Origin of the sequence: Bradyrhizobium sp. C9 (assembly GCF_002532045.1) — a bacterium.
GTDB lineage: Bacteria > Pseudomonadota > Alphaproteobacteria > Rhizobiales > Xanthobacteraceae > Bradyrhizobium.
Window position 1 is genome coordinate 1 of the sequence record NZ_NWTG01000042.1, and the last position, 25,247, is coordinate 25,247.

The window sequence follows — 25,247 nt, forward strand, 5'->3', positions numbered from 1 at the left end:
ATGCTGCTCGGCGACGCCAAGAAGGTCACCGAGAACATCGTCAAGGCGATGTAGGGCAGGCGGCGGATGGCGCTGAACCGGGAGTGGCATCGAGACCATCGCATGCCGCCTCGGGCCACCCGCGAGCAGCGCATCAAGTGGCATGTCGCGCATGCGGTGGCGTGCGCGTGCCGGCCGGTCCCCGACAGCATCAAGGTTGACGTCGAGAAGCAGCGGAAGCCCCGCGGCAAGACATAGCTGCGGTACCGATCATGGGGCTGGCACTCGCAATCCTGAAATGGCTCGTGATCGCCGCGGTCGCCATCTATCTCGGCGGGCTCGCGGTGCTGTACGTCAAGCAGCGCGAATTGCTGTTTCCGATCCCGCCGGTCGGGCGGACGGCGCCCGCAGCCGCGGGCCTTCCCGACGCGGAAGAGCATGTCCTCACCACGGCCGATGGCGAGAAGGTCATCGTCTGGCATGTGCCGGCGAAGCCGGGCCGGCCGGTCGTGCTGTTCTTTCCCGGCAATGGCGATTTCCTGGCCGGCCGTGTGGCGCGCTTCAAGGCCATCACGGCCGACGGTACCGGGCTGGTCGCGCTGTCCTACCGGGGCTACGCCGGCTCGAGCGGAGCTCCGAGCGAGCAGGGGCTGCTACAGGACGCCGCAGCCGCTTACGCCTTCACCACCGCGCGCTACCGCGCCGAGCAGATCGTGGCCTGGGGATTCTCCCTCGGCACCGGCGTTGCGGTCGCGCTTGCCGCCGAACATCCGGTCGGCAGGCTGATCCTGGAGGCACCCTATACCTCGACGGCCGACGTCGCCGGTGAGCACTTCTGGTTTGTGCCGATCAGCCTGCTGATGCGGGATCAATTCCATTCCAATCGACGAATCACAGGCGTCACGGCGCCGCTCCTGATCATCCATGGCACCAACGATCCGGTGATCCCGATCGGCTTCGGCGAGCGGCTGTTCGGCCTCGCCCATGAGCCCAAGCAGTTCGTGCGCCTGCCCGGCGGCGGGCACGACGATCTCGATAATTTCGGTGCGATGGATCCCGCGAGGCGGTTTATCGACGCCGCAAGAGGCTGACGGCGGCGATTGTCTGTCGCATAATCGGGGCCAATGACGTGAGGGGACCCCCACAATGAGCGCACACGGACCGATGCCGCGGTCGGCCTGGCTGTATCCCGTTCTGGCGGTGCTGTTGTTTGCCGCGGTCTCCGCCACCGGCTACAGCTTCGCGCCATCGGCCGGGGGCTGGGTGTTCGCGGCCGTGCTGCTGGTGATTCTGTTCGGCACCGTGTTTGCGGCCGTCCATCATGCCGAGATGATTGCGGAGCGGATCGGCGAGCCGTTCGGCACGCTGCTGCTGACGCTGGCGGTGACGATCATCGAGGTGGCGCTGATCTCGACCATCATGCTGGGCGACACCCCGGCGCCGACGCTGGCGCGCGACACCGTGTTCGCGGTGGTAATGATCGTCTGCAACGGCCTGGTCGGGCTCTGCATCTTCATCGGCGGCATCCGCTACCGCGAGCAGGATTTCCAGATCACCGGCGCCAACCTTTACCTCAGCGTGCTGTTCGTGCTCGCGACCATCACGCTCGACATGCCGAATTTCACGCTCACCGCGCCGGGACCGATCTATTCCACGGCCCAGCTCGCCGTGATCAGCATCGTGACCCTGCTGCTCTATGCGGTGTTCCTCTACACCCAGACCATCCGCCACCGCGATTACTTCGTCAGCGGCGCCAATGAGGCGGCTGCGCATGGCGAGGTGATGTCGGACCGCGAGACCGCGATCAGCGTCGCCCTGCTGCTGGTGTCGCTGCTGGCGGTGGTGCTGCTGGCGAAGAAATTTTCGCTGGTAGTCGACGTTGTCACCGTCAAGATCGGCGCGCCGCCGGCCTTTGCCGGCCTGGTGGTGGCGGCGCTGATCCTGCTGCCGGAGAGCGTTGCGGCGGTCTCGGCGGCGCGCAAGAACGACCTGCAGAAGAGCATCAACCTCGCGCTCGGCTCATCGATCGCGACCATCGGGCTCACGGTTCCCGCGGTGGCGGTTGCCGCCTCTGTGCTCGACAAGCAGCTGGTGCTGGGGCTCAGCAATCAGCATATGCTGATCCTGTTGCTCACCTTCATGGTCAGCATGCTCACCTTCGGAACCGGCCGCACCAACATCCTGTTCGGGCTCGTTCACATGGTGGTGTTCGCCGTGTTCGTGTTCATGGTTTTCGTGCCCTAGAGCCGTTACCGTCCCGATCGAATCGGGACGCGGCTCTGGATTCCTGCTTTGACGCGTTTTTCTTCACGCGAACCGGTACCGACTTCGCTTGAAAACGCTTTCGTGGAGAGGTGATGTGACGATGCTCAGTGCCAAATCGGATGTTCAGGTGGATACCGCGGAGGTCCGCGTGACCGAATGGCGGCTCGCGCCGGGCAGCGCCACCGGCCACCACACCCATGAGATGGACTACGTCATCGTTCCGATCACGGCAGGCGAGATGACGATCGTGGCGCCGAACGGCGAGCGCTCGAAGGCGCAGCTGGGGGCCGGCAGGTCCTATTTCCGCAAGGCCGGGGTCCAGCACGACGTGCTTAACGAGACGGCCAGCGAGATCGTATTCCTCGAGGTCGAACTCAAGCCCTGACGTAGTGCAAGAGCCCTGCAGAGAACCTTACAAGGAACCCTGCGTGCGCCGAATGGCAGGTCCGAGTCCGCGAGGCTGTGGAAATTCATAACCCGTTAACGGCTGCACGATGATCTAGAAGGCGGATGCGGCCTACGCAGGGGGCGCCTCCGCTGAAACCAAAGTGACACCAAAGGTGACGTCGGAACGGGGGTTTGCCACCGATCCGTCGCAGTTGATCCCTGAATGTGCCTCAAAGTTCCAGCATGAAATAACGGGGTGGGAGTGGCAGGTCATGCTGAGTTACCTGAAGAAATTCGTGATGGACATCTTACCCTCGGTGGCAGCGACCATCATCGGGGCGTACATCGTTAATCACTACATCGTGGCCAAGCCGCAAGCGCCGGATGCCGCAGCCGTGACCGCGGCCGTGGATCCCAAGGCGGATCCGAAAGCCGCCGCCAAGCCCGCCGAAAAGTCCACCGTCGTCAGCAGCCTCCCGGAAGCCGGTGTGAAGGCCAAGGGCATGTCCGAGCGCACCCTGATCGAGCGGTCGGCGTCGGAGAAGGCCACCGTCACCGAGAAGCCCGCCGATCCCAAATCGGCTGATCCCAAATCCGCCGACACCAAAGCTGATGCGCCGGCCGAGACGGCCAGCATCCCGGCCGACGCGCGCCATCATCCGGCGGCGCCGAAGGCGGTCGCGAAGGTTGCGCCCGCCGCCGCGCCGGTCGAGTCCGCCGTCACGCCGGAGGAAGCCCGCGATGCCAACGACCTTGCGCGTGCCGCCATCGAGCGGCTGCGCAAGGAGCGCCCGCAGGAGGCTGCGCGTTCCCAGGACGCTGCGCGTTCCCAGGACGCTCGCAGCACCGATCTCGCCCGCCTGCCTGACCAGCAGCGTCCGGCGGCAGCCCCGGCGATCCGGCCGTTGCCGCCGCCGATCATGGTGTCGAACCCGTCCACCGACAATGCCGATCAAGCCGCGCAGCCGCGTCCGCCCTACGCTGCCAATGCCCAGGATGCGAATCGGCTGACGCCGCCGGCCGACATTCCGGTCCCGGTGCTGCAGGCCCCGCTCGATCTGCGCGCCGACGCCGCCATGCCGGCGCCGAAGAACGACCGTACGTCGGTGACCGACGACATGTTCTCCGGCATGAAGTCGATGTTCCACGCCGTTCTGCCGAAGTAACCCGAAGCTCTAGCCGCCGGTGCGCGCCAGCCCGCTGCGCGCGCTGCCGTCATTCGGCCGCAGCGCGAGCGCGCGATTGTAGGACGCCGCCGCCTTGGCCTTGTCGCCGAGCCGCTCATAGGCTTGGCCGCGGGTGCTCCACGCCGCAACATTGCTGGGATCGGCCTGCACGGCCTCGTCGAGGTCGGTCGCGGCCTGCTTGGCCTTGTCGAGGGCGAGGTAGCTGGTGGCGCGGCCGATCAGCGGCTCGGCCTTCTGCGGCGACAACCCGCTCGCCGCCGTGAAATCGTCGATCGCCTGCTGATGCTGTCCACGGCCCTGATAGATCAGGCCACGGCCGTACAGCGCCTGGATGTTGTAGGGGTCGGCGGTCAACGCCTGCTCGAACTCTGCCTGCGCCTCATCGACCTTGCCGGAATGCGCCAGCACCTGGCCGCGCGTGGCGTGATCCTTGGCGCTGTTGATGTCCTGTGGGGTGATGGTGTCGGCAGCAGGCTTGTCGGCAGCGGCGGCCTGCTTCGGCTTGTCGTCCGAGCCCCATGATCCCAAGTCGAAGGAGCAGCCCCCGAGCGGCAGGCCGAGAACCACGGCCATGATGACGAACTGCGCCGCACGACGGCGGTGCGCAGTGTCCGGGAGCGGGGGGCGGGACGCCGGAACGGCCATCATGCAAAATGCTCTTGCCGGTCGTTTTGCATGGGTACCCCGGAATACGGCTGGCTTCAAAACAACAACGCGGGCCCGTGGCCCGCGCTGTTAGACTTCCAGATCGGTAAAACGGTTCAGCGCGGTCCGCGACCAGCGCCTGCACCACCGGGACGGCCGCCGCGGTCGCCACCGGGACCAGCGCCGAACACCGGCTTCGGCTTCATCGGCAGCAGGCCTTCGCGCTGCAGCTTCTTGCGCGCCAGCTTGCGTGCACGGCGCACGGCTTCAGCCTTTTCGCGGGCCTTCTTCTCAGAGGGCTTTTCGTAGTGACCGCGGAGCTTCATCTCGCGGAAAATGCCCTCGCGCTGCATCTTCTTCTTCAGCGCCTTCAGGGCTTGGTCGACATTGTTATCGCGGACGAGAACCTGCACGCGGCATCCTCTTTTGAATTGATCGGTTCGGAATTCTGGCGAGGTAAAGGGGCGGCAAAAGGCCTGCCTCTTAACCCTAGGCGCGCGCATGTATCAGACAAACGCGCAGATGTCCACCGGTCGAGTGACTTTAGGGCCTAGTAAAGCCACGAAATGGGGCGAAAATGCCTTTGTGCGGCCCTGATTTGGGTGGTTTGGCGCCAGGATCGGGGCCGCTCCCGGCGTTTCAGATAACCCGGACATTGGAAATAGGGGAGATGCCACATGGACATGAAGAAATACGCGGCCGAACTGATCGGTACGTTCTGGCTCACATTCGCGGGCTGCGGCAGCGCGGTGATCGCGGCCGGCTTTCCGCAGGTCGGAATCGGCCTGGTCGGGGTATCATTGGCGTTCGGGCTCAGTGTGGTGACCATGGCCTATGCGATCGGCCATATCTCGGGTTGCCACCTCAACCCGGCCGTGACGGTCGGGCTCGCCGCCGGCGGGCGTTTCCCCGGCGGCCAGGTGTTGCCCTACATCATCGCGCAGGTCGCCGGTGCGATCATCGCGGCCTGGCTGCTCTATGTGATCGCCAGCGGCGCACCCGGCTTCGATGTCACCAAGGGCTTCGCCTCCAACGGCTATGACGCGCACTCACCGGGCCACTACAGCATGGTGGTGTGCTTCATCACCGAGGTGGTGATGACCATGATGTTCCTGTTCATCATCATGGGATCGACCCACGGCAAGGCGCCCGCCGGCTTCGCGCCGCTCGCCATCGGCCTCGCGCTGGTGATGATCCATCTCGTCAGCATTCCCGTCACCAACACCTCGGTGAATCCGGCGCGCAGCACCGGGCCGGCTCTGTTCGTCGGCGGCTGGGCGCTGGGGCAACTGTGGATGTTCTGGGTCGCGCCTCTGATCGGCGGCGCGCTCGGCGGCGTGATCTATCGCTGGCTGAGCGATGAGCCGACCGGCGTCGTCGCCGGCGTCAAGACTGCGTGATCGGCTAGCGCGCTAATGGGATCGTGGTTGCCACGATCCCATTTCCGTTGATGCCGCGAAGGCGGCCGCGACCGCGGGTGTGGAATTACGGCTTGCGGGCCGGCGTCACTTCGGTGACGTGGCCCATCTTGCGGCCGGGACGCGGCGTGCCCTTGCCGTACAGATGCACGGTGGCGCCGGGAACGGTGAGCCACTGCTCGTAGCTCAGGATGTCGTCGCCGATCAGGTTGGTCATGGTGACCTCGCCGTGGCGCACCGGCTTGCCGAGCGGCCAGCCGGCGATCGCACGGATGTGCTGCTCGAATTGTGAGATCGAGGCGCCGTCGAGCGTCCAGTGGCCGGAGTTATGCACGCGTGGCGCGATCTCGTTGACCAGCACTGTCGCTGCGCCGTTACCGGGCACCACGAACATCTCCACCGCGAGCACGCCGACATAATCGAGCGCCGTGGCGATCTTTTCGGCGATCGCCCGCGCTTGCGCGGCAAGCTGCTCGGGGATTGCGGCGGGGACCCGGGAAAATTTCAAAATGTGGTCGCGGTGCTCGTTCTCGGTGACGTCGAAGCACTCGACATCGCCGGACGCCGAGCGCGCGGCGATCACCGAGATCTCGCGCTCGTACGGCACGAAGGCCTCGAGGATGGCCGACTTGGTGCCGAGGTCCTGCCAGACCTGCTCGAGGTCATCGCCGGCGCGGACGATGGCCTGGCCCTTGCCGTCATAGCCGAAGCGCCGGGTCTTGATCACGGCGGGCAGGCCGATCCGTTCGATCGCTGCGCGCAGCGTCGCGACCGAGGAGACGTCGGCATAATCGGCGGTGCCGATCCCGAGCTTGCTGACGAAATCCTTCTCGATCAGCCGGTCCTGCGTGGTCTCGAGGATCTTGTACGCGGGCAGCACCGGCCGGCGCGCCGCGAGCACCATCGCGGTCGCGGCCGGGACATTCTCGAATTCATAGGTGACGACGTCGACGTCGTTGGCGAACAGTTCGAGCGCTTCGACGTCGGCATATTCCGCGCAGGTCGCGTGCTGCACCACGTCGAAGGCCGGCGAGTCCGGATCCGGCGAAAACACCTGGCAGCGCAGTCCGAGGCGCGCCGCGGACATTGCCAGCATCCGGCCCAATTGTCCGCCGCCGAGGATTCCAATGGTGTCGCCCGGCTTCAGCTTCACGAGGTTCGAAGCCGTCACGCCGTGCCCTCCGGATGGTCCTTGACCGCATCGGTCTGCTGCTGGCGCCAGGCCGCAAGACGGGCCGACAAAGCGGGATCGCTGAGCGCTAGCACGCTCGCCGCGAGCAACGCGGCATTGATCGCACCGGCCTTGCCGATCGCCAGCGTCCCGACCGGGATGCCGGCCGGCATCTGCACGATCGAGTACAGCGAATCGACGCCGGACAGCGTCTTCGACTCGACGGGAACCCCGAACACCGGAAGCTCCGTCAGCGCCGCCGTCATGCCCGGCAGATGGGCGGCGCCGCCGGCGCCGGCAATGATCACCTTGTGCCCGGCCGCCTTGGCGCTTTTGGCAAAGGCATAGAGCCGGTCGGGGGTGCGGTGTGCCGAAACGATGCGCGTTTCGCAGGCAACGCCCAGCGCGGCCAGGGTCTCGGCGGCATGGCGCATGGTCTCCCAGTCGGACTGACTTCCCATGATGATGGCGATCGGAGCGGTCATCTCTTCAATTCTGTGCAGGAATCCAAAAGCATAGGCCGGATTATAGGGGCGGCCCGGGCGTCATCCAAGGCGTGGCAAGGGAGTTAGAATGGACTATCCTGTCTTGGTGAATCCCGGCAAGCCTTCATAAGCAGGCCTCAACAAGGATGCGCATGAAGAAGAAGACGACGGCGGCCGCCTCCGGGGCGGCAAAACGACGAAAAGGCGCGCCCGCCGCGCGCAAATCCGGCCCCGGCAGGACGGCAGCAAAGGGGACTGGAGCCAAGGCGGCTGGAACCGAAGCTTCCACTAGAGGCGCGGTTGCGTCCGGCGACAAATCCACGATCCGCAGGTTGCGGGCGCAGCTGGCGCGGGCCCAAGCCCGGATCGAGGAGCTGCAGGCCTCCGCCGAGACCGACTTCCTGCTCGACATCCTGAACCGCCGCGGCTTCGAGCGCGAGCTCGTCCGTTCGCTCTCCTTCATCAAGCGCTATCAGGCCTCCGGCGCGCTGGTCGTGCTCGACGTCGATCGCCTCAAGCCGATCAACGATGCCTTCGGGCACGCGGCAGGTGACGAGGTGCTGAAGACGATCGTCGCCGCAATATCGGACCAGGTGCGCGCCTCCGACGTGATCGGCCGTCTCGGTGGCGACGAGTTCGCGGTGCTGCTGTGGAATCTCAGCGAGACCGATGCCCGCGCCAAGGCCGCTGCACTGGAAGAGGCGATCGACCGCCTGACCTTTGTGTTCCGTGGCAGCCGCGTCACCGCAGGCGCCTCAGCAGGCGTTGCGATCCTCACCGCGCATTCGGATGCCGATCGCGTTCTCGATGAGGCCGATCGTGCGATGTATGTGCGCAAGGCGCAGCGGCGCCATGAATCCAGCAGCTAGTAATCCAGCAGCTAGCAGGCCTAAAGCGCGCTCAGATCCTCCGGCACGTTGCCGTAGGCCCGCAGCAGCTTGGCATCGCCGAATTCGCCGATCGCGGGATCACCGGTGCGGCTGAACGCGACGGCGCCGATGCTGCCGGGCATCCGCGACATCGTCTCAGCCCGGCGCAGCGCGACCGCCGAGCTCTGGCATTCCTCGGCACTGCCGGCGACCGGCGTGCCGTCGTCGTCCTGCATGAAAGGCAGCGCCACGTAGTAGGTCACATCTGCCATTGCTGTGCTCCCTCAGAGATCAGGCGGCATCGCTCGCCGCATGGGTTCGCGCCGGCACGCAGCCGGCCGCGATCGCGGCCTGCAATTCCTCGAGTTCGGCTTCCAGATATTCGTTGGCCATGATCAGCGCCTTGATGGTGCTGCGCAGATTGCCGTCGCACATCGCGATCGCCTGATCGCAGGCCTTCTCGTAGCGGCTGTTGTCGGGCAGGGAAGGCAGTGCGGACATAACGAAACTCCCTCTGATGGCTGGCGGCTGGATCGGCATGTTCTTATTTTGTTCTTTTGGAGTCAAGCGCCGAAAAGCACGTCCGCGTCCGTTGCCGCGAACGTGAAGCCAATGAGGCGCTGTGGATGACGGGGAAAACCGCCGCCTGATCTGAACCGGCGGGCCGCCGAAACCGCGGAGGCGGGCGTCAGGCGATGATGTCGGGCGTGATCTGATCTTCGATGAAGGCGATGCGGTCGCGCAATTGCAGCTTCCGCTTCTTCAAGCGTTGCAGCATCAAGAGATCCGGCGCCGGCGATTGATGCAACGCGTCGATCGCGGCATCGAGGTCGCGGTGCTCTTGTTGCAGACGCGCAAGCTCGGCGAGGAGTTCGCGCTCATCCTGATCGTTCATGGTTGTGTATTGACTGGTAAGCACGATGAGGTTGTTGCGGCCGAAGCAGCCGCTCGCCGGAATATCCTCCCTGAGCGCGCGCGGCGCAAGCCGAACCGGTTCCATAGTCACGATTAGTTACAGATAAACCGAAATGAGTGCGTGCGGCATTTCGCGTCCCCTATCGACAGCACCGTCCACTCGTGTAGACTTATTGGTCCGGATCGAACCTGAGGTTTAACGCACCGAGGAGTGTTCGCAATGGCAATACAGGCCCATCTCGTTGAGCTGGAGCGTAAGCACAAAATACTCGAGAACGAACTGCACGAAGCACTCGTTCACCCCTCCGTAGACGATCTCCACATTTGCGAGCTCAAGCGCCGCAAGCTGATGGTCAAGGATCAAATCGAGCGGTTGAGACTTTCCGCCGACGACACGGTCCACTAAGCCGGTTCCTCCGCAAATTTAGCAAATAGTCTGGCCTTTTACCGAGGGATGAACGCCGCAGCGCGCATCCCCCGGGAAGGCTATGCTGCATTTGCTCAGAGCTCCGCCAGCTCGCCGACGTGGTCGGCGACCGCGAGCGATGACGTCAGTCCTGGCGATTCGATCCCGAACAGGTTGATCAGGCCGGCGACGCCGTGATCGGCTGGTCCCTGGATCAGGAAATCCTGGGTCGCGACCGCCGGCGGCACGATCTTGGGCCGGATTCCCGAATAGCTCGGCATCAGCGCCCCGTCCGGCAGGGTCGGCCAGTATTTGCGGATCGCCGGATAGAACCGCTCGGCCCGATCGGGGTCGACGGCATAATCGATGTGATCGATCCATTCGACGTCGGGGCCGAACCTCGCCTGTCCGGCCATGTCGAGCGTCAGATGCACGCCGAGCCCGCCGGGCTCCGGCACCGGATAGATCAGGCGCGAGAACGGCGCCCTGGCGCTGCAACTAAAGTAATTACCCTTGGCCAGATAGGCCGTTGGAATCAACCCGATCGGCATGCCCTCGACGTTGCGCGCGACGGCCGTTGCGCCGAGGCCGGCGGCATTGACCAGGAGATCGCAGGCCAGCGTCATCGGCGCCGCGCCGCCGGCCTCGACCTCGAACCCGTTGGCCGTGGCCCTGGCGTGGAGCAGCGGCGTATGGAAGGCGAACGCCGCGCCGGCCGCCTCGGCGTCGCCGCGCAGCGCGAGCATGTAGGCATGGCTGTCGATGATCCCGGTGGAGGGCGACAGCAGCGCGGCGTCGCAGTTCAGCGCCGGCTCCAGCGCGCGTGCCGCCTCGCCGGATAGCAGCTGCATGTCGTCGACGCCGTTGGCCTCGGCATGGGCCCGGATCGACTGCAGTTTTTCGGTTTCCGCAGGCGTGGTGGCGACGATCAGCTTGCCGCAATTCTTGTGCGGGATGCCGTGCTCGGCGCAGTAACGATAAAGTGCCCGCTTGCCGCTGACGCACATCCGCGCCATCAGGCTGCCGGCCCGGTAGTAGATGCCGGCGTGGATCACCTCGCTGTTTCGCGACGAGGTCACAGTGCCGATCCCTTCGGCCTCCTCGATGACAATCACTTCGCGGCCGGCCTGTGCCAGCCGGCGCGCCACGGCGAGGCCGATCACCCCCGCACCGACGATCACGCAATCAACCCTGTCCATCTCGTCCTTCAGGTCCGAACATTTCCGCGCAGCGACGCGCGTGCTGCTACCGCCACCATCGTTCTGCCGATCCCGCCGATTTGGGCAAGTGCTTGGGCCATCTCAAATAGTTGGGGAGCCATGCTCTGTTAGGGCAGCATTAATCATGTCAGGGCAATTGCCGTACATTAAGTGGCATTTTCCAGTTGCGTCCCTATGCGTTTACCCGATCCAAACCGCCCGAGCCGGACACTCGCCCCGGAAATCCGCGGGTGATTGATGGCTGGCAGGAAGTGGCAGGCGGGCGGGAAGAATTCGATTCCGGCAAGGGCCGTCCTTTGCCTGATCGCCGCCGTCGTGCCGTTCGGTGTCGCCCAGGCCGCCACGGCCGCCTTCGCACCGTCGACCTACCTTGGTGACCTCGATCCCGGCGTGGTCTGGGAGCTCCTGATCGGCAGCGTGGTGGTTGCCTCCTTCCTCGGCGCGGTCGGGCTGTGGATCCTTTCGGCCCTGCGCAAGGCCAAGCGCGCGCAACTGCGTCGCAACGCCTTCGTGTCGTCCGCCCTCAACCATCTGAACCAGGGCGTGGTGATGACCGATGCGCGCGAGCGCATCGTGTTCTGCAACGACCGCTATCTCGACATCTACGGCCTGTCGCGCGCCGACATCAGGCGCAACATGACCGGCACCGAGCTGCTGGAACTGCGCCGCGACCGCGGCGTGCTCGACATAAGCGCCGAGGATTTCTTCGCCAGGGCCGCAGCGCCCGATGGGCTGGTCACCGAACTGCCCGGCGGCCGGTCGGTGCTGGTGAAATATTTTCCGCTGCCGAACGGCGGCTCGGTCGCAACCCATCTCGATTGCACCGACCAGCGCAAGCTGTCGCGCAAGCTCGCCTCGACCACGCAATTCCTCGAATCCGTGCTCGACAACGTCCCGGTCTGCGTCGCGGCCAAGAACATCGAGGACGGCCGCTACATCTTCGCCAATCGCGCGTTCGAGCGCTTCTCGCGTTTCTCGCGCGATCACATCGTGGGCAAGCGCGCCGACGAGATCTTCCGTTCCGAGACCGCGGTCAGCATCGATGCCGCCGACCGCGCGGCGCTGGACGCGCCCGAAGGCTATCATCGCAGCGAATTCTTCGTCGAACGTGGTTCGGAGAAGCGCATCCTGGCGTCGAACCGCGTGATCGCCCGCAACGAGGCCGGCGATCCGGAATTCCTGATTGCGCTGTTCGAGGACGTCACCGATCGCCGTTCGCTGTCGCGCGAGCTCGAGAACAACAAGAAATTCCTCGAGCTCGTGGTCGACAACATCCCGGTCTCGCTGATCGTGCAGCGCGTCAGCGACGGCCGCTACCTGCTGGCCAATCGCAGCGCCGAGACGATCCTCAACCGCCGCCGCGAGGACGCCGCCGGGCTCACCGCGTCCGACATCTTCAATGCGCGCGAGGCCAAGCTGATCGTCGCTCGCGACGAGGCTGCGATCCGCAAGCGCAGCATGATCGCCGAGGAGCACCCGATCTCGACCAAGGACGGCCTGCGGCTGTTCCTGACCCGCCGCATGACCGTGCTCGATGACCATGGCGAGCCGCAATATCTGATCAAGACCCATGAGGACGTCACCGACCGGCGGCAGACCGAGTCGCGCATGGCGCACATGGCCTATCATGACGGCCTGACCGATCTGCCGAACCGCGCCGCCTTCCTGCAGGCGCTGACCCAGATGATCGAGGCCTGCGATGGCACCGACGAAGAGTTCGCCGTGCTCTGCGTCGACCTCGACGGGCTGAAGGAGATCAACGACGTCTACGGCCATGCGATGGGCGACAAGGTGCTGATCGAAGTCGCGCAGCGCCTGCAGACCGTGGCGCGCGGCGGCGTGGTTGCGCGGCTGTCCGGCGACGAATTCGGCCTCATCATCGACGGCCAGCAGCCGGCCGCCGGCATTGCGCTGGCCGAGCAGGCCGCCGAGGCGCTGGGTGAGGATTTCGCGATCGACGGCAAATCGGTGCGCACCGGCCTGACCGCGGGGGTCGCGGTGTTCCCGCACAACGGATCCGACGCGGCCTCGCTGCTGGCGAATTCCGGCGCGGCGCTGTTCCGCGCCAAGGCCAAGTCGCGCGGCACGATCTCGATCTTCGAGCCGGAGATGGACCAGCAGATCCGCGATCGCCGCGTGCTGCATCAGGAGCTGTCGGTCGCGATCAAGAACGGCGAATTGTCGCTCTACTACCAGCCGCAGGCGGCCACCGGCGCGAGCGTTGCGGGCAGCCAGATCATCGGCTTCGAGGCGCTGGCGCGCTGGCACCATCCGGTGCGCGGCTTCGTGCCGCCCAGTGACTTCATTCCGCTCGCGGAAGAAAGCGGCCTGATCGTCGAGATGGGCGAATGGATCTTGCGCGAAGCTTGCCGGGAGGCCGCCTCCTGGGCGGTGCCGATGCAGGTCGCCGTGAACCTGTCGCCGGCGCAGTTCACCCATGGCGACCTTGTCGGCCTCGTGCATTCGATCCTGCTCGAGACCGGGCTGACGCCCGACCGGCTCGAGCTCGAAATCACCGAAGGCGTGCTGATCGAGGATTTCGACCGCGGCCTGTCGCTGCTGCGGCGGCTGAAGGCGCTCGGCGTCCGCATCTCGATGGATGATTTCGGCAGCGGCTATTCCTCGCTGAGCTACCTGCAGGCGTTTCCGTTCGACAAGATCAAGATCGACCGCGCCTTCGTCATCAATCTCGGCCGCAATCCGCAATCGGCCGCGATCGTCCGTGCGGTCATCGATCTCGGCCACGGCCTTGAGATGTCGATCGTCGCCGAAGGCGTCGAGACCGAGGCACAGCTCAGTTTCCTCGCTGAGGAAGGCTGCGACGCGGTGCAGGGCTATCTGATCGGCCGGCCGGCCCCGATCGGTCAATTTGCCGCGCTGGTCGGCGGCGACCACCTTGCCGAAACCGTGCGCAGGGCCGGGTAAAATCGGCCTGAGCCGTCGGATCGGCCCGGCCGGCGGTGCTTGCCATCCGCGGTACGTCCGGTTAAATCTCGGCCCACCACAACATTCTTGCCGAGAAAGGAGGGCTGCGTCGTGGCGACATTCATCGATCATCACCTCAGGCGTGGCCCCGTCAACGCCCTGCAGATGCGTTTGCAGGGCTGACCGGAAGCTCGGATAAAATCTCTTCCTGGTCTGCCCTTCGTGGCCGTGCGGCGCCGAACGTTTGAACGTCCGTGCCTGCACATGAATCCCTCGCCGCGCTTCGACACGCACATCCGATGATGGCTGGATGCCCAAGGGCATGCTGGCATGCCCGGGGATGCTGTGGTGATCGCCGGCAAGACCAGAGAATCGATCGTGACCCTCATCAATGTCCGCAATCTCGGCGTGACGCTGAACGCGCCGCTGTTTTCCGAACTGAACTTTGTCGTCAATGCCGGCGACCGGATCGGCCTCGTCGCCGCCAACGGCCGCGGCAAATCCACGCTGCTGCGCTGCATCGCAGGCAGCATGGAGCCCAATGCAGGCGACATCACCCGCGCGCGCGGCCTGACCGTCGGCCATGTCGAGCAGGATGCGCCAGCGAGGCTGCTGGATACCCCGTTCCATGCCGCCGTGCTCGCGGCGCTCCCCACCGAGCAACGCACGAGCGAGAGCTGGCGGGTCGATGTCGCCTTGCAATCGCTCGATGTCCCGGACGAGCTGTGGGCACGACCGCTCAAGCAATTGAGCGGGGGCTGGCTGCGGCTTGCGCTGCTCGCGCGCGTGCTGGTGACCGAGCCCGACGTGCTGCTGCTCGACGAGCCGACCAACCATCTGGACCTTGCCAAAATCGCCCGGCTCGAGGCCTGGCTGAATGCGCTGCCGCGCGAGATGCCGGTGGTGATCGCGAGCCACGATCGCGCCTTCCTCGATGCGACCACCAACCGGACGCTGTTCCTGCGCCCGGAACGCTCGCAGCTGTTCGCGTTGCCCTACACCGCGGCACGCGCGGCGCTCGACGAGTTCGATGCCTCGGACGAGCGGCGCTATCAGCGCGACATGAAGGCCGTCCGGCAACTGCGGCAGCAGGCCGCCAAGCTCAACAACCTCGGCATCAATTCCGGCAGCGACCTTCTGCTGTCGAAGACCAAGCAGTTGAAGCAGCGCGCCGAGAAGCTCGAGGAGACCGCAAAGCCGGCGCATGTCGAGCGTTCGGCCGGCACGATCCGGCTTGCCAATCGCGACACCCATGCCAAGGTTCTGATCAGGCTGAACAACGCCGCGATCGCCACGCCGGACGGCAGGCCGTTGTTCAGGACCGGCCAGCAGTTCATCTGCAAGGGTGACCGGATCGCGTTGCTCGGGCCGAACGGCGCCGGCAAGACCCGGTTCGTCGCGGCGCTGCGGCTCGCGATGGAGAACCCCGAGGCGGCAGCCGCCGAGATCAGGGCCACCGAGTCGCTGGTGCTTGGCTATTGCGACCAGGCGCTGGCCGATCTCGCGGATAGCGACACGCCGATGCGCATGCTGACGCGGCGCTTTGCGGTCGGCGATCAGCGCGCCCGCGGCCTGCTCGCCGGTGCCGGGCTCTCGATCGAGATGCAGTGCCGTCCGATCGGGCGGCTGTCGGGCGGGCAGAAGGCCCGCCTCGGCATGCTGGTGCTAAGGCTCACCCAGCCGAACTTCTATCTGCTGGACGAGCCGACCAACCACCTCGACATCGAGGGCCAGGAGACGCTGGAGGAGGAACTGATGGAGCAGCAGGCCAGTTGCCTCCTGGTGTCGCACGACCGCCAGTTCGTGCGCACGGTCGCCAACCGGTTCTGGGTGATCGAAGGCAAGAAGCTGATCGAGGCCGATGGCCCCGAAGGCTTCTTCGCTTCGGCCGGTGCGGGCTAGCGCTGCCAAAATATCGAAAACAACCCCATGCAAAGTAGCCGGTGGCGGTCGGCGTTGCAGCAAGCGACTTGACACGTCGGGCAACTCAGGAGCATTATTCTAATATTCCGAAATCGTGCAAGCGTACGCTCGTCGCCGCAAGCGGGAGAGGTGCGCCACGCCTTGACGCATTTTTCGCGCGAACACGTATTTCGTTCGCATTGAAATGCGATAGGCGTTGCCATGGCGGACTATGACGTCGCGATCATCGGCGGTGGCCTGAACGGCACGAGCATTGCGCGTGATGCGGCCGGCCGCGGCCTGCGCGTGATCCTGCTGGAGCAGGGCGATCTCGGCTCCGGCGCGTCGCAGGCCTCGCCGCGGCTGGTCCACGGCGATCTGGCCGGGCTGGAACGGCGCGCGTTGTTCCGCGTCCGCAGGGCGCTCAGGGAACGCGACGTGTTGCTGCGCATCGCGCCGCATCTGGTGCGGCCGGCGCGCTTTGCGATCCCGGCGCATGCCGAGGAGCGGCCGCCCTGGCAATTGCGGTCGTTGCTGCTGCTCTACGAGCGGCTCGCCTCGCGCAGCGGCCTGCCGCGGTCGACGACGCTGGATGTCACCCACCATCCGGTCGGCAATGCGCTGAAGCGGCCGTTCGGAACCGCGTTCGAGTATTCCGACTGCGTGGTCGACGATTCCCGGCTCGTGGTGCTTAACGCTGTCGATGCCGCGGCACGTGGCGCCGATATCCGCACCGGCGCGCGCGTGATCCGGGCCGAGCGCAGCGAGACCTGGCGGCTGGTCGCAATCGACCGCGGCTATCGCCGGGTGATCACGGCGCGGTCGCTGGTCAACGCGACCGGCGCATGGACCGCCTCCGTCGCCGACACTGTGTTGCGCGTGCCGGCGCCACCGCTTGCGACCGTGCAGATCAGCCAGATCGTGGTCCGCCGCCTGTTCGACTGCGACAACGTCTATGGGTTCCAGAACAGCGACGGCCAACTGATCTTCGCCAGTCCCTACGCGCGCGATTTCACCCTGATCGGCAGCGTCAGCCATGCCTTCAAGGGTGATCCCGCCATTGTGGCGATGGGCGTGCGCGAAGTGGCCTATCTCTGCGACGCAGCCAATCGCTATTTTCGCGAGCAGATCACTCCGGCCGATGTGCTGCGCACGATCTCCGGCGCCAATTCCGTCATCGCCCCCCGGCGACGGCGCATGAGCGATGGCGCCGCGTCGCTCGATTATCGGCGCGGCAAGGCCCCGCTGCTCACCATCTTCGGCGGCGACGTCACCACCGCGCGTTACCGCGCCGAGCGGGCGATGTCGGAGTTCACGCGGTTCTATCCGATGACGCCGCGCTGGACCGCAACCGTGCAGCTGCCGGGCGGCGAATTCGCGTGGCAGCGCTTCGAGACCGAGGTCGACATCGTTCGCGACCGCTGGCGCTTCCTGGGCGAGGACGAGGCGCGGCGGCTGGTGGCCGCCTATGGGTTGAACGTGAAGGACATCCTGGGCGAGGCGAAGCAGAAGGCGGATCTCGGGCCGGCCTTCGGCCCGGAACTGACCGGCGCGGAGGTGCGCTACCTCATGCGCAAGGAGTGGGCGCGCTTTCCCGACGACGTGCTGTGGCGCCGCTCCAAGCTCGGCCTGACCATGCCGCAAGCCGATCAGGATTCGCTCGCGGCGTTCATGACGAAGGGCGATTAAGGCTCGGCTACTGCCGCGCCGCCTCCTGCGACCAGGCGAGGTCACGCCGGGATGGACGGCGATGCAGCCGATCCGAGATCAGGTTCGTTGCTTGCCGGCCCTGGCCGGCGCGGAGGCAGGCGACGATGAAGGTGTCCTCCCACAATTCGCGTTGCGCATGGCTGCCGCCGATCCGCACCAGTTCGGGCATCAGCGGCGCCAGGATGCGCACGGCGCGCTCATGGTCGCCGGCGGCGAAGGCGGCAACGCCGCGGCCGAGCCCGATTGCGGCAGGGCCGGGCGCCAGCTTGCCGTCGGCGTCGCGCGCCGCCATCTCGGTCAATCGCGCCTCCAGCGCATCAATGTCCGTCGTGGCTGCGACCAGCGCATGGTGCACGTCGGCGAAATGCGCGCCGGCCTTCGGGAAGTAGCCGTCGCCATAGGCGGCGACATCCTTCCAGTGCGGTTCGAGGCCGGTCTTGCCGGCGACCGACAGCCGCCACAGCAGCGAGGCCGTGTCGGTGTAGATATTGAGCGGCGGATAGGGCCGGCCCGCCGGCTTGATGTGTTGCTCGTAGATCGCGAGCGCGCCGTCGGCGTCGCCTTCCTCGATCGCGATCAAGGCGAGGTGCCAGGCGAGGTGGCCCTGCAGGAAGCTGGTGCGATCATTCGCCGGCAGCCATGCGGAGAGGAAGCTGCGGCCTTCCGCCGCGTCGCCCTGCTCGAACAGCGCATGCGCCACCGCATGTGCGGCGCCGGCATTCTCCGGCTTCAGCGCATAGCCGCGCTCGGTGATGGCGCGGCCCGAGACGAGGTCGCCGGCCTCGGTCTTCGACCAGCCGAGATAGGTGAGGAACCACCAGTCGTCGCCATAGTCGCCGGCATAACGTTCCGAGATTGCGAGCCGCGCGGCGTCATGGTCGGGCCGGCCGGAGAAGGCATAGAGGCCGAAGGCGCCGAGCAACAGCGAGAGGATCTGCGCATCGCGCGGATATTCGGCGAGATGCTGCTCGGCCGCTGTCATCGCCGTCTTGCCCCGACCCTCGATCACCGACGCGATGATCTCGATGTGCTGACGCTCGCGCGGCGTCGCGGTCGGCGCGAGCTGCCGCGCATCGGCCGCCTTGGCGCGCGCCTGGGCGCCTTCCATGTTGAGCTGGTGGACGCGGGCACGGCCGAGATGGGCCAATGCGAACGCCGGGTCCTCGGCGATCGCAGCCTCGAACGCTGAGTCGGCGCCGTGCAGCGCCGCCAGCATGCGATCGACGCCGTCGACATAGTACGCGGCGGCGCGGTCCGAGGTGGTGGTCAGTGGCAGGCCGTAGCGGTCGTGAATCATCGGTTGTCCTCCCGAGTTTGGCTGCGAAGTCTAGCAGAGGCGCGGAAGCCGACAATATTGCGGGAGATGTTCCGAGAAGCGGTTGAGCCGGTACCGATCCGCCGCTAGCTTGCCGCCAGGATTGGACCTTGTGGGGAATCGGGGCTTGCGGACGTGACATCGGGCGAAGCGAGTGCGCAGGCGGCAAGGCCGTTGCCTGAACCGGCCGTCTCGGACATGCCGCTGCTGCGGATCGAGGGCGTCGCCAAATCGTTCGGGAATTTCCGCGCGGTCGACCAGCTCTCGCTCGACATCCGCGCCGGCGAATTCTTCGCGCTGCTCGGCCCGAGCGGCTGCGGCAAGACCACGCTGCTGCGCATGCTCGCAGGCTTCGAGACGGCGGACGAGGGCCGCATCCTGCTCGGCGGCAGCGACATCGCGCAGGTGCTGCCGCATGAGCGGCCCGTCAACATGATGTTCCAGAACTACGCGTTGTTTCCGCATCTGTCGGTGCGCGACAACATCGCCTTCGGCCTCAGGCGTGCCGGCATGGCGCGCCGCGACATCGCGACCCGCGTCGCGGAGATGGTGGCCCTCGTCAAGCTCGAGGGGCTCGAGAAGCGCAAGCCCGACCAGCTCTCCGGCGGACAGCGGCAGCGCGTGGCGCTGGCGCGCTCGCTGGCGCGCCGCCCGCAGGTGCTGCTGCTCGACGAGCCGCTCGCCGCGCTCGACAAGAAGCTGCGCGAGAGCACGCAAGGCGAGCTGATGGAGCTGCAGCGCCGGCTCGGCATGACCTTCATCATCGTCACCCACGATCAGGAGGAGGCGATGACGATGGCCGGCCGGATCGGCGTGATGGATGCCGGCCGTCTGGTCCAGGTCGCCACCCCGCGCAATCTCTACGAGGCGCCGGCCTCGCGCTGGATCGCCGAGTTCGTCGGCGACATCAACCTGTTCAACGGCCAGATTGCCGCCCGCGAGAACGGACGGTTGACGGTCTCGACCGCGGAAGCAGGCGCGCTCGCGGTCAGCGAGCTGTGGCCGCCGGTGACCAAGGAGATGGTCAGCGTTGGGATCCGCCCCGAGAAGGTGAAGCTGTCGCGCCGTGCGCCGGCCTCGGATGCGGGCGCATCGCAGACCATCAACCGGCTGGAGGGTGTCGTCACCGACGTCAACTATCTCGGCGGCGTGACCAGTTACCGCGTGAAGCTGGAGACAGGCGCGGTGGTGCGCTCGTCGATGGCCAATACCGCGCGGCTCGATGTCGACGCCTATCTCGCCGGCCAGCGCGTGGTGGCATGGTTCACCGCCGACGACTGCCTGGTGCTCGAGCAATGAGCGCGCGCCGCATCTTCGCTCGTCCGGCGCGGTTCGCCGCCATCGCACCCTATCTCTGGATGGTGCTGTTCTTCCTGGTGCCGTTCGGCTTCGTGCTGAAAATCAGCCTGTCGCAGACTGCGATCGCGCAGCCGCCCTATACGCCGGTGTTCGATTTCACGGAGGGGCGCGCGGCGCTGGCGGCCGCGTTCGCGCAATTGTCGTTCGATAATTTCCGCCTGCTGCTGCAGGACAATCTCTACATCCTGTCCTATCTGCGCAGCCTCGTCGTCGCCGTAACCTCGACCGTGGTCCTGCTGCTGATCGGCTATCCCATCGCCTACGGCATGGCGCGGCTCCCGCAGCGTTGGCAGGGCGTGGCGATGATGCTGGTGATCGTGCCGTTCTGGACCTCGTTCCTGATCCGCATCTATGCCTGGATCAACATCCTGCAGCATGACGGCCTGCTCAACCAGATCCTGCTCGCGCTGCACATCGTGTCCGCGCCGGTGGTCTGGCTGTCGACCGACAGCGCGATGTATCTCGGCATCGTCTACTCCTATCTGCCGTTCATGATCCTGCCGCTCTATGCGACGCTCTCGAAGATGGATGCATCTCTGCTGGAAGCCGCGGGCGATCTCGGCGCCTCGCCGCTGCAGGCGTTCTGGCTGGTGACGTTCCCGCTGTCGCTGCCCGGCGTCGGCGCCGGCGCGCTGCTCTGCTTTATCCCCATCGTCGGCGAGTTCGTGATCCCCGATCTGCTCGCCGGCTCCAATTCGCTGATGATCGGGCAGACGCTGTGGCTCGAGTTCTTCACCAACAAGGACTGGCCGGTGGCGTCAGCTGCGGCGGTCGCATTGCTGCTGCTGCTGGTGCCGCCGCTGGTGCTCTACGACCGCCTGCAACGCCGCCAGTTGGCGGGTGGCCGCTGATGGCGCACTCCGCGACCCGCCTCACGCGCTTCAACATGACCTCGCTCGCGCTCGGGCTGGCGTTCCTCTACCTGCCGATCGTGATCCTCGTGATCTACTCGTTCAACGCCTCGCGGCTGGTGACGGTGTGGGGCGGCTGGTCGCTGCGCTGGTACCACGAGTTCTTCAGCGACCGCGCCATGCTGGATGCGGCGTGGATGAGCCTGTCGGTCGCCGCGGTGTCGGCGACGCTGGCGACTCTCCTAGGCACGCTGGCGGCAGTCGGGCTGGCGCGGGGTGAGCGGTTCCGGGGACGGGCGCTGTTCTCCGGCATGCTGTATTCCCCGCTGGTGATGCCCGAGGTGATCTCCGGCCTGTCGCTGCTGCTGCTGTTCGTGGCGCTGAATGCCGAGCGCGGCTTCTGGACGGTGACGATCGCCCATACCACGCTGACGATGTGTTTCGTCACCGTGGTGGTGCAGTCGCGCCTCGCCACGCTCGATCGTAGCCTGGAGGAAGCCGCAATGGACCTCGGCTGCGATCCGGTGCGCGCGTTCCTCCTGGTGACGCTGCCGCTCATCGTGCCGGCGATCGTGGCGGGGTGGATGCTCGCCTTCACGCTGTCGCTCGACGACGTCGTGATCGCGAGCTTCACCACCGGTCCGGGTTCGGCGACGCTGCCGATCCGGATCTATTCGGAAGTGCGGCTCGGCGTGAAGCCGGAGATCAACGCGATCTGCACGCTGGTGATCGCGCTGATCGCCGTGATCATCGTGGTCGCCTCATTCGCCTCGAAACTGTCGAGCGCGCGCGGCGAGAGCGCCGCACCGCTGTGAGGCGCGTTACGATTTGACGGCGCCGGCAGTCAGCCCACCGACCATGTAACGCTTGAAGGCGTAATACACCGCGGCCGGCGGCAGCGCGTAGATGAAGCCGGTGGTCATTAGCAGCTCCCATGGCGAGTCGTCGGCGGCGAGGAAGTTGCCGAGCGCGACCGGCAGCGTGATGTCGGTGTCCTTCGACAGCAAGAGGAACGCGTAGAGATATTCGTTCCAGGCAAGCAGGATCGCATAAGTGCCGACCGCGACCAGCGAGGGCATCATCAACGGCACATAGACCAGGCGGAACAGCTGCAGCGTGGTGGCGCCGTCCATCGTCGCGGCTTCGTCGAGCTCGACCGGCAGCTTGTCGGAGGCCTGCTTCAGCACCCAGATCGCGTAGGGCGCGGCGATCGTCACCATGGCCAGAATCAGCGACCAGTGATTGTTGAGCAGGCCGTAGGTGCCCATGGTGCGGTACATCGGCACGGCGAGGAACGCCGCCGGGATGAAATAGGTGAACAGCGCCATGTTCATCACCACCCGACCGCCCGGCACGCGCAGCCGCGAGATCGAGAATGCCGCGGCGGTGGCGACGAACAACGTCAGCGCGCCGACGGCGAGCGCGATCACGGCCGAATTCCAGAACTGGATCCAGAAGTCGCGCAGGAAGTAATGCTGCTGGTGGAACACGATCGAGAAATTATGCAGCGTCGGATGCGTCGGCCACAGCTTGCCGGTGAACGCGTCCTCCTTCGGCGAGATCGCGAACACGAACATGTGGTAGATCGGGATCATGGTCCAGATGAAGACCGGGATGCCGATCAGCAGCAGCTTGGCTTCGGTGCCGACTTCGCGGAGGGTGGGCAGCTTCATCGCGACAACCGTTTCATCATGTAATAGACCAGCGGCAGCACGAACGGCATCGCGCAGACGATCGAGGCCATCGCCAGCGACAGCTGGTCGAGCCTGAGATAGCGGATGCCCAGCGTCGACAGCACGTGGGTGAGGTCGGCGGGTCCGCCGCCGGTGAGCAGATAGACGCTGTTGAAGTCGCCCAGCGTCCAGATCATCGAGAGCAGCGTGCAGGTGATGTAGAGCGTCTGCATCGACGGCCAGGTGATGTAGCGGAATTTCTGCCACCAATTGGCGCCGTCGACGTCGGACGCCTCGTACAGATCGTGCGGGATGGCGAGCCGTCCGGTCAGCAGGATCAGCGTCCAGAACGGCAGCGACTTCCAGATGTGCACGCCGATCGCCATCGCCAGCGCGACCGCCGGATCGTTCAGCCAGTTCGGGCCGTCGTCGCCGGTGAACTTGAAGATCAGCTGGTTGACCACGCCCCATTCCGGATTGAGCATGAAGCGCACAGAGAGAATGGTCGGGATCGACGGCACCGCCCAGGGCAGGATGAAGATGACCGACAGCCACCTGATCCAGGGCCGCTGCTGGGCGAAGAAGCCGGACAGGAACAGCGCGATCAGCATCTTGATGTTGATGCCGATGACCAGGAAGATCAGCGTGTTGACGGCGGCGCGGGCGAAGATCGGATCGTTGTACAGCGCGACATAGCTCGATGGATGGCGCGCCAGCCACAGCCCATAGCCGACCGGATAGACCACGAAAGCGAGGAAGACGAGCAGATAGGGCGCAAGCAGCGCGATGCCCCAGATCTGCGGCGGCGACAGCCGCGCCGACAGCGGCGGCGAGGGGACATCGGATGCGGAGAGCGTGATCGCCATAGTCTGTCTCGTCTCTTGGCCCTCTTTACCTCGCCCCGCTTGCGGGGAGAGGTCGGATCACATCGCAGATGTGATCCGGGTGAGGGGGTACAGGGCTCTCCGCGCGTATTGCTCGCGGATGGAGCCCCTCACCCCGACCCTCTCCCCGTGAAGGACGGGGAGAGGGGGAAGATTATCACCCCGCCACCTGCTTGATGCGCGTGATCAGCTCGTCGACGGCCTTGTCCACCGGCACCTTCTCGCTGACCACGCGGTTCATGGCCTTGGCCCAGACGTTCTCGTTGTTCAGGATGGTGAACTTCCAGTTCTTGGTAAAGTCGAACGGCGCGGTGCCGCCGGTGAACTGGTTCCAGACCGCCTTGCGATGCCGGTCGGCCTGCCAGAACGGGCTCGCCTGGCTGGCCTTGGTCACCGGGAACCAGCGGCCGAGCGCACCTTCGATGTAGGGCCGGACGTTGTCTTCCTGCATCAGGAAGCTGATGAACTGCTTGCCTTCCGCCTTGTTCTTGGCGTTGGCGAAGATCAGCCCGGTCTTGACGTCGGAGCGGTAGCGGATCGTCGAGCCGTCCGGAGCCTTCGGGAACGACGCGGTGATGATGTCGTGCTCATAGGCCTGCTTGCCGGCGGCGCGCTGCGCGTCGGTCAGCGCCGGGTTGGTGGAATCCTCGAACCACTTCGCCGCGATCGAGATCGTGAAATTGTGGGTCATCACGATCGTCTTGTTGTGGAAGGCGACGTTGTTGTCCGGGTCCTTCCAGGTCGTCGAGGAGGGCGGCGTGCAGCCCTTGGTGTAGGTGTCGGTATAGTCCTTCAGCGCGTGGATCAGGCCCTCGCGCACCTTGGGATCATCGACCAAGAGCTTGCCGTCGTCGTCGACCAGCTTGACGTGGTAGGCGTCCATGAAGGTGTAGAACGACTGGAACGAGTCGGTGGATTCCACGCCCATCGGCTGGCCGACGCCGTAGATGCGCTGGCCGGTCGCCTTGCGGATCCCCGGCTGCACCTTGTCGCACCAGAACGTCCAGTAGTCCTCCCACTTGGTCGGGATGTCGGCGGCCTTGAAGCCGGCCTTCTCCAGCATGTCGTTCCAGATCTGGACGTGCATGCTCTGCTGCTTCAGCGGGAAGCCGTAGTAGGACTTCTTCTTGGCGACGCCATTGTAGAGCAGGGCGGCTTCCAGCGTGTTCGGCGCGAAGGCATCCTTCATCGGCAGCATGATGTCGGAGAGGTCTTCGAGCTTGCCCTCGAAGGCCCATTTGCCCTGGGCCTGCACATCGTAGGTGTCGGAATAGGCGACGTCGGGCACGGTGCCGGAATCGAGCGCGGCGACCGTCTTCGGAATCATGTCCTGGATCGCATATTGCGACAGTTCGACCTTGATGCCGGTCTTGGCTTCGAATTTCTTGATCGTGTCGAGCAGCGCGTCGTCTTCGGATTTGTAAAATCCCTTGCCCCACCAGACGGTGATCGTCTTGCCCTGGGCGAGAGCGGGTGCAGTTGCGGCGAACAGGCCGACCGCAGCGACCGCAATTGATAGCGCACCGATAACCTTGGATCTCACGTTCTTCTCCCCTCATGAGGCCGGCTTTTTTTAACCGGTTGGAGAAAACATTAGCGCATGCCCGTGACCCGATAAAGATGCCGCGTCGACGACTTCTGTAGGGGGCTCATGGGAGAGCGTGGATCAGTCCCGCTGCAT

The 25,247-nt window shown here is 65.6% G+C and carries 25 protein-coding genes and 1 pseudogene; 14 read left to right on the plus strand and 12 right to left on the minus strand.

All coding sequences use genetic code 11. The annotated features are described in order from the left end of the window. The first annotated feature begins 102 nt into the window (after window positions 1-102). The 5 genes from CO675_RS41840 (at window position 103) to CO675_RS38365 (ending at window position 3,797) form a co-directional block, all read left to right on the plus strand. Window positions 103-237, plus strand: a complete 135-nt coding sequence (locus CO675_RS41840; RefSeq protein ID WP_283808137.1) for a hypothetical protein — start codon at window positions 103-105, stop codon at window positions 235-237. Window positions 238-251: 14 nt separating this feature from the next. Beyond that, the gene (locus CO675_RS38350; RefSeq protein ID WP_097677062.1) at window positions 252-1,070 is read left to right on the plus strand and encodes an alpha/beta hydrolase; all 819 of its coding nucleotides are present in this window, start codon (window positions 252-254) and stop codon (window positions 1,068-1,070) included. A 55-nt stretch (window positions 1,071-1,125) separates the two neighbouring features. Further along, window positions 1,126-2,223 carry a calcium:cation antiporter gene (locus CO675_RS38355; RefSeq protein ID WP_097677063.1) on the plus strand — a complete coding sequence of 366 codons (1,098 nt, stop codon included), beginning with the start codon at window positions 1,126-1,128 and terminating at the stop codon, window positions 2,221-2,223. Window positions 2,224-2,344: 121 nt separating this feature from the next. Beyond that, complete coding sequence (locus CO675_RS38360; protein WP_092123500.1) at window positions 2,345-2,629, plus strand: cupin domain-containing protein; 285 nt, start codon at window positions 2,345-2,347, stop codon at window positions 2,627-2,629. 274 nt (window positions 2,630-2,903) lie between these two features. Continuing rightward, window positions 2,904-3,797, plus strand: a complete 894-nt coding sequence (locus tag CO675_RS38365) for a hypothetical protein (protein ID WP_097677064.1) — start codon at window positions 2,904-2,906, stop codon at window positions 3,795-3,797. Between the two features lie 9 nt (window positions 3,798-3,806). On the opposite strand, the gene CO675_RS38370 is transcribed toward CO675_RS38365, so the two are convergent. Continuing rightward, a complete protein-coding gene (locus CO675_RS38370; RefSeq protein ID WP_245453084.1) occupies window positions 3,807-4,391 on the minus strand; it encodes a tetratricopeptide repeat protein in 585 nt (194 codons plus the stop codon). A 188-nt stretch (window positions 4,392-4,579) separates the two neighbouring features. Continuing rightward, a complete protein-coding gene (rpsU, locus tag CO675_RS38375; protein WP_021078544.1) occupies window positions 4,580-4,876 on the minus strand; it encodes a 30S ribosomal protein S21 in 297 nt (98 codons plus the stop codon). Window positions 4,877-5,140: 264 nt separating this feature from the next. On the opposite strand from rpsU, the gene aqpZ reads away from it, so the two are divergent. After that, complete coding sequence (aqpZ, locus tag CO675_RS38380; RefSeq protein ID WP_097677066.1) at window positions 5,141-5,863, plus strand: aquaporin Z; 723 nt, start codon at window positions 5,141-5,143, stop codon at window positions 5,861-5,863. Window positions 5,864-5,948: 85 nt separating this feature from the next. Here aqpZ and CO675_RS38385 read toward each other — a convergent pair whose 3' ends face one another. Beyond that, on the minus strand, window positions 5,949-7,052 hold the full coding sequence (locus CO675_RS38385) for a 5-(carboxyamino)imidazole ribonucleotide synthase (protein WP_097677067.1): 1,104 nt from the start codon (window positions 7,050-7,052) through the stop codon (window positions 5,949-5,951). Further along, window positions 7,049-7,537 carry a 5-(carboxyamino)imidazole ribonucleotide mutase gene (purE, locus tag CO675_RS38390; RefSeq protein ID WP_097677068.1) on the minus strand — a complete coding sequence of 163 codons (489 nt, stop codon included), beginning with the start codon at window positions 7,535-7,537 and terminating at the stop codon, window positions 7,049-7,051. The genes CO675_RS38385 and purE overlap by 4 nt, the downstream gene beginning before the upstream one ends. A gap of 146 nt (window positions 7,538-7,683) precedes the next feature. Here purE and CO675_RS38395 point away from each other — a divergent pair, with 146 nt between their 5' ends. After that, complete coding sequence (locus CO675_RS38395; RefSeq protein WP_097677069.1) at window positions 7,684-8,406, plus strand: GGDEF domain-containing protein; 723 nt, start codon at window positions 7,684-7,686, stop codon at window positions 8,404-8,406. A gap of 20 nt (window positions 8,407-8,426) precedes the next feature. On the opposite strand, the gene CO675_RS38400 is transcribed toward CO675_RS38395, so the two are convergent. The 3 genes from CO675_RS38400 to CO675_RS38410 all read right to left on the minus strand — a co-directional run bounded on the left by CO675_RS38400 (window position 8,427) and on the right by CO675_RS38410 (window position 9,301). Then, the gene (locus CO675_RS38400) at window positions 8,427-8,678 is read right to left on the minus strand and encodes a hypothetical protein (protein ID WP_097677070.1); all 252 of its coding nucleotides are present in this window, start codon (window positions 8,676-8,678) and stop codon (window positions 8,427-8,429) included. Between the two features lie 19 nt (window positions 8,679-8,697). Beyond that, the gene (locus tag CO675_RS38405) at window positions 8,698-8,907 is read right to left on the minus strand and encodes a hypothetical protein (protein ID WP_097677071.1); all 210 of its coding nucleotides are present in this window, start codon (window positions 8,905-8,907) and stop codon (window positions 8,698-8,700) included. 187 nt (window positions 8,908-9,094) lie between these two features. Further along, complete coding sequence (locus CO675_RS38410; protein ID WP_024583705.1) at window positions 9,095-9,301, minus strand: YdcH family protein; 207 nt, start codon at window positions 9,299-9,301, stop codon at window positions 9,095-9,097. Between the two features lie 240 nt (window positions 9,302-9,541). On the opposite strand from CO675_RS38410, the gene CO675_RS38415 reads away from it, so the two are divergent. Continuing rightward, window positions 9,542-9,727, plus strand: a complete 186-nt coding sequence (locus tag CO675_RS38415) for a YdcH family protein (protein ID WP_050422666.1) — start codon at window positions 9,542-9,544, stop codon at window positions 9,725-9,727. 95 nt (window positions 9,728-9,822) lie between these two features. On the opposite strand, the pseudogene CO675_RS38420 reads toward CO675_RS38415, so the two are convergent. Beyond that, a pseudogene (locus CO675_RS38420) lies at window positions 9,823-10,983 on the minus strand (NAD(P)/FAD-dependent oxidoreductase); the annotation flags it as partial. A gap of 201 nt (window positions 10,984-11,184) precedes the next feature. Here CO675_RS38420 and CO675_RS38425 point away from each other — a divergent pair. From CO675_RS38425 to CO675_RS38435, 3 genes are all read left to right on the plus strand, one after another. Beyond that, a complete protein-coding gene (locus CO675_RS38425) occupies window positions 11,185-13,872 on the plus strand; it encodes an EAL domain-containing protein (protein ID WP_097677073.1) in 2,688 nt (895 codons plus the stop codon). Between the two features lie 330 nt (window positions 13,873-14,202). Continuing rightward, window positions 14,203-15,774, plus strand: a complete 1,572-nt coding sequence (locus CO675_RS38430) for an ABC-F family ATP-binding cassette domain-containing protein (protein WP_245453085.1) — start codon at window positions 14,203-14,205, stop codon at window positions 15,772-15,774. Window positions 15,775-15,996: 222 nt separating this feature from the next. Next, a complete protein-coding gene (locus CO675_RS38435) occupies window positions 15,997-17,463 on the plus strand; it encodes a glycerol-3-phosphate dehydrogenase (protein ID WP_097677074.1) in 1,467 nt (488 codons plus the stop codon). 7 nt (window positions 17,464-17,470) lie between these two features. On the opposite strand, the gene CO675_RS38440 is transcribed toward CO675_RS38435, so the two are convergent. Continuing rightward, a complete protein-coding gene (locus CO675_RS38440; protein WP_097677096.1) occupies window positions 17,471-18,700 on the minus strand; it encodes a tetratricopeptide repeat protein in 1,230 nt (409 codons plus the stop codon). A 273-nt stretch (window positions 18,701-18,973) separates the two neighbouring features. On the opposite strand from CO675_RS38440, the gene CO675_RS38445 reads away from it, so the two are divergent. Genes CO675_RS38445 through CO675_RS38455 form a run of 3 tightly spaced genes read left to right on the plus strand, consistent with a single transcriptional unit; the run spans window position 18,974 to window position 21,824 of the window. Further along, the gene (locus tag CO675_RS38445; protein ID WP_097677075.1) at window positions 18,974-20,098 is read left to right on the plus strand and encodes an ABC transporter ATP-binding protein; all 1,125 of its coding nucleotides are present in this window, start codon (window positions 18,974-18,976) and stop codon (window positions 20,096-20,098) included. Then, complete coding sequence (locus CO675_RS38450; RefSeq protein WP_097677076.1) at window positions 20,095-21,009, plus strand: ABC transporter permease; 915 nt, start codon at window positions 20,095-20,097, stop codon at window positions 21,007-21,009. Before CO675_RS38445 ends, CO675_RS38450 begins: the two co-directional genes overlap by 4 nt. After that, entirely contained in the window at window positions 21,009-21,824 is an 816-nt protein-coding gene (locus tag CO675_RS38455) for an ABC transporter permease (RefSeq protein WP_097677077.1), read from the plus strand. The genes CO675_RS38450 and CO675_RS38455 overlap by 1 nt, the downstream gene beginning before the upstream one ends. 6 nt (window positions 21,825-21,830) lie before the next feature. Here CO675_RS38455 and CO675_RS38460 read toward each other — a convergent pair whose 3' ends face one another. The 3 genes from CO675_RS38460 to CO675_RS38470 form a co-directional block, all read right to left on the minus strand. Then, the gene (locus tag CO675_RS38460; protein ID WP_097677078.1) at window positions 21,831-22,682 is read right to left on the minus strand and encodes a carbohydrate ABC transporter permease; all 852 of its coding nucleotides are present in this window, start codon (window positions 22,680-22,682) and stop codon (window positions 21,831-21,833) included. After that, entirely contained in the window at window positions 22,679-23,548 is an 870-nt protein-coding gene (locus tag CO675_RS38465; protein WP_097677079.1) for a carbohydrate ABC transporter permease, read from the minus strand. The genes CO675_RS38460 and CO675_RS38465 overlap by 4 nt, the downstream gene beginning before the upstream one ends. A gap of 175 nt (window positions 23,549-23,723) precedes the next feature. Next, window positions 23,724-25,109, minus strand: coding sequence for an ABC transporter substrate-binding protein (locus CO675_RS38470; RefSeq protein WP_097677080.1), 1,386 nt, complete (start codon window positions 25,107-25,109; stop codon window positions 23,724-23,726). Window positions 25,110-25,247: the final 138 nt, after the last annotated feature.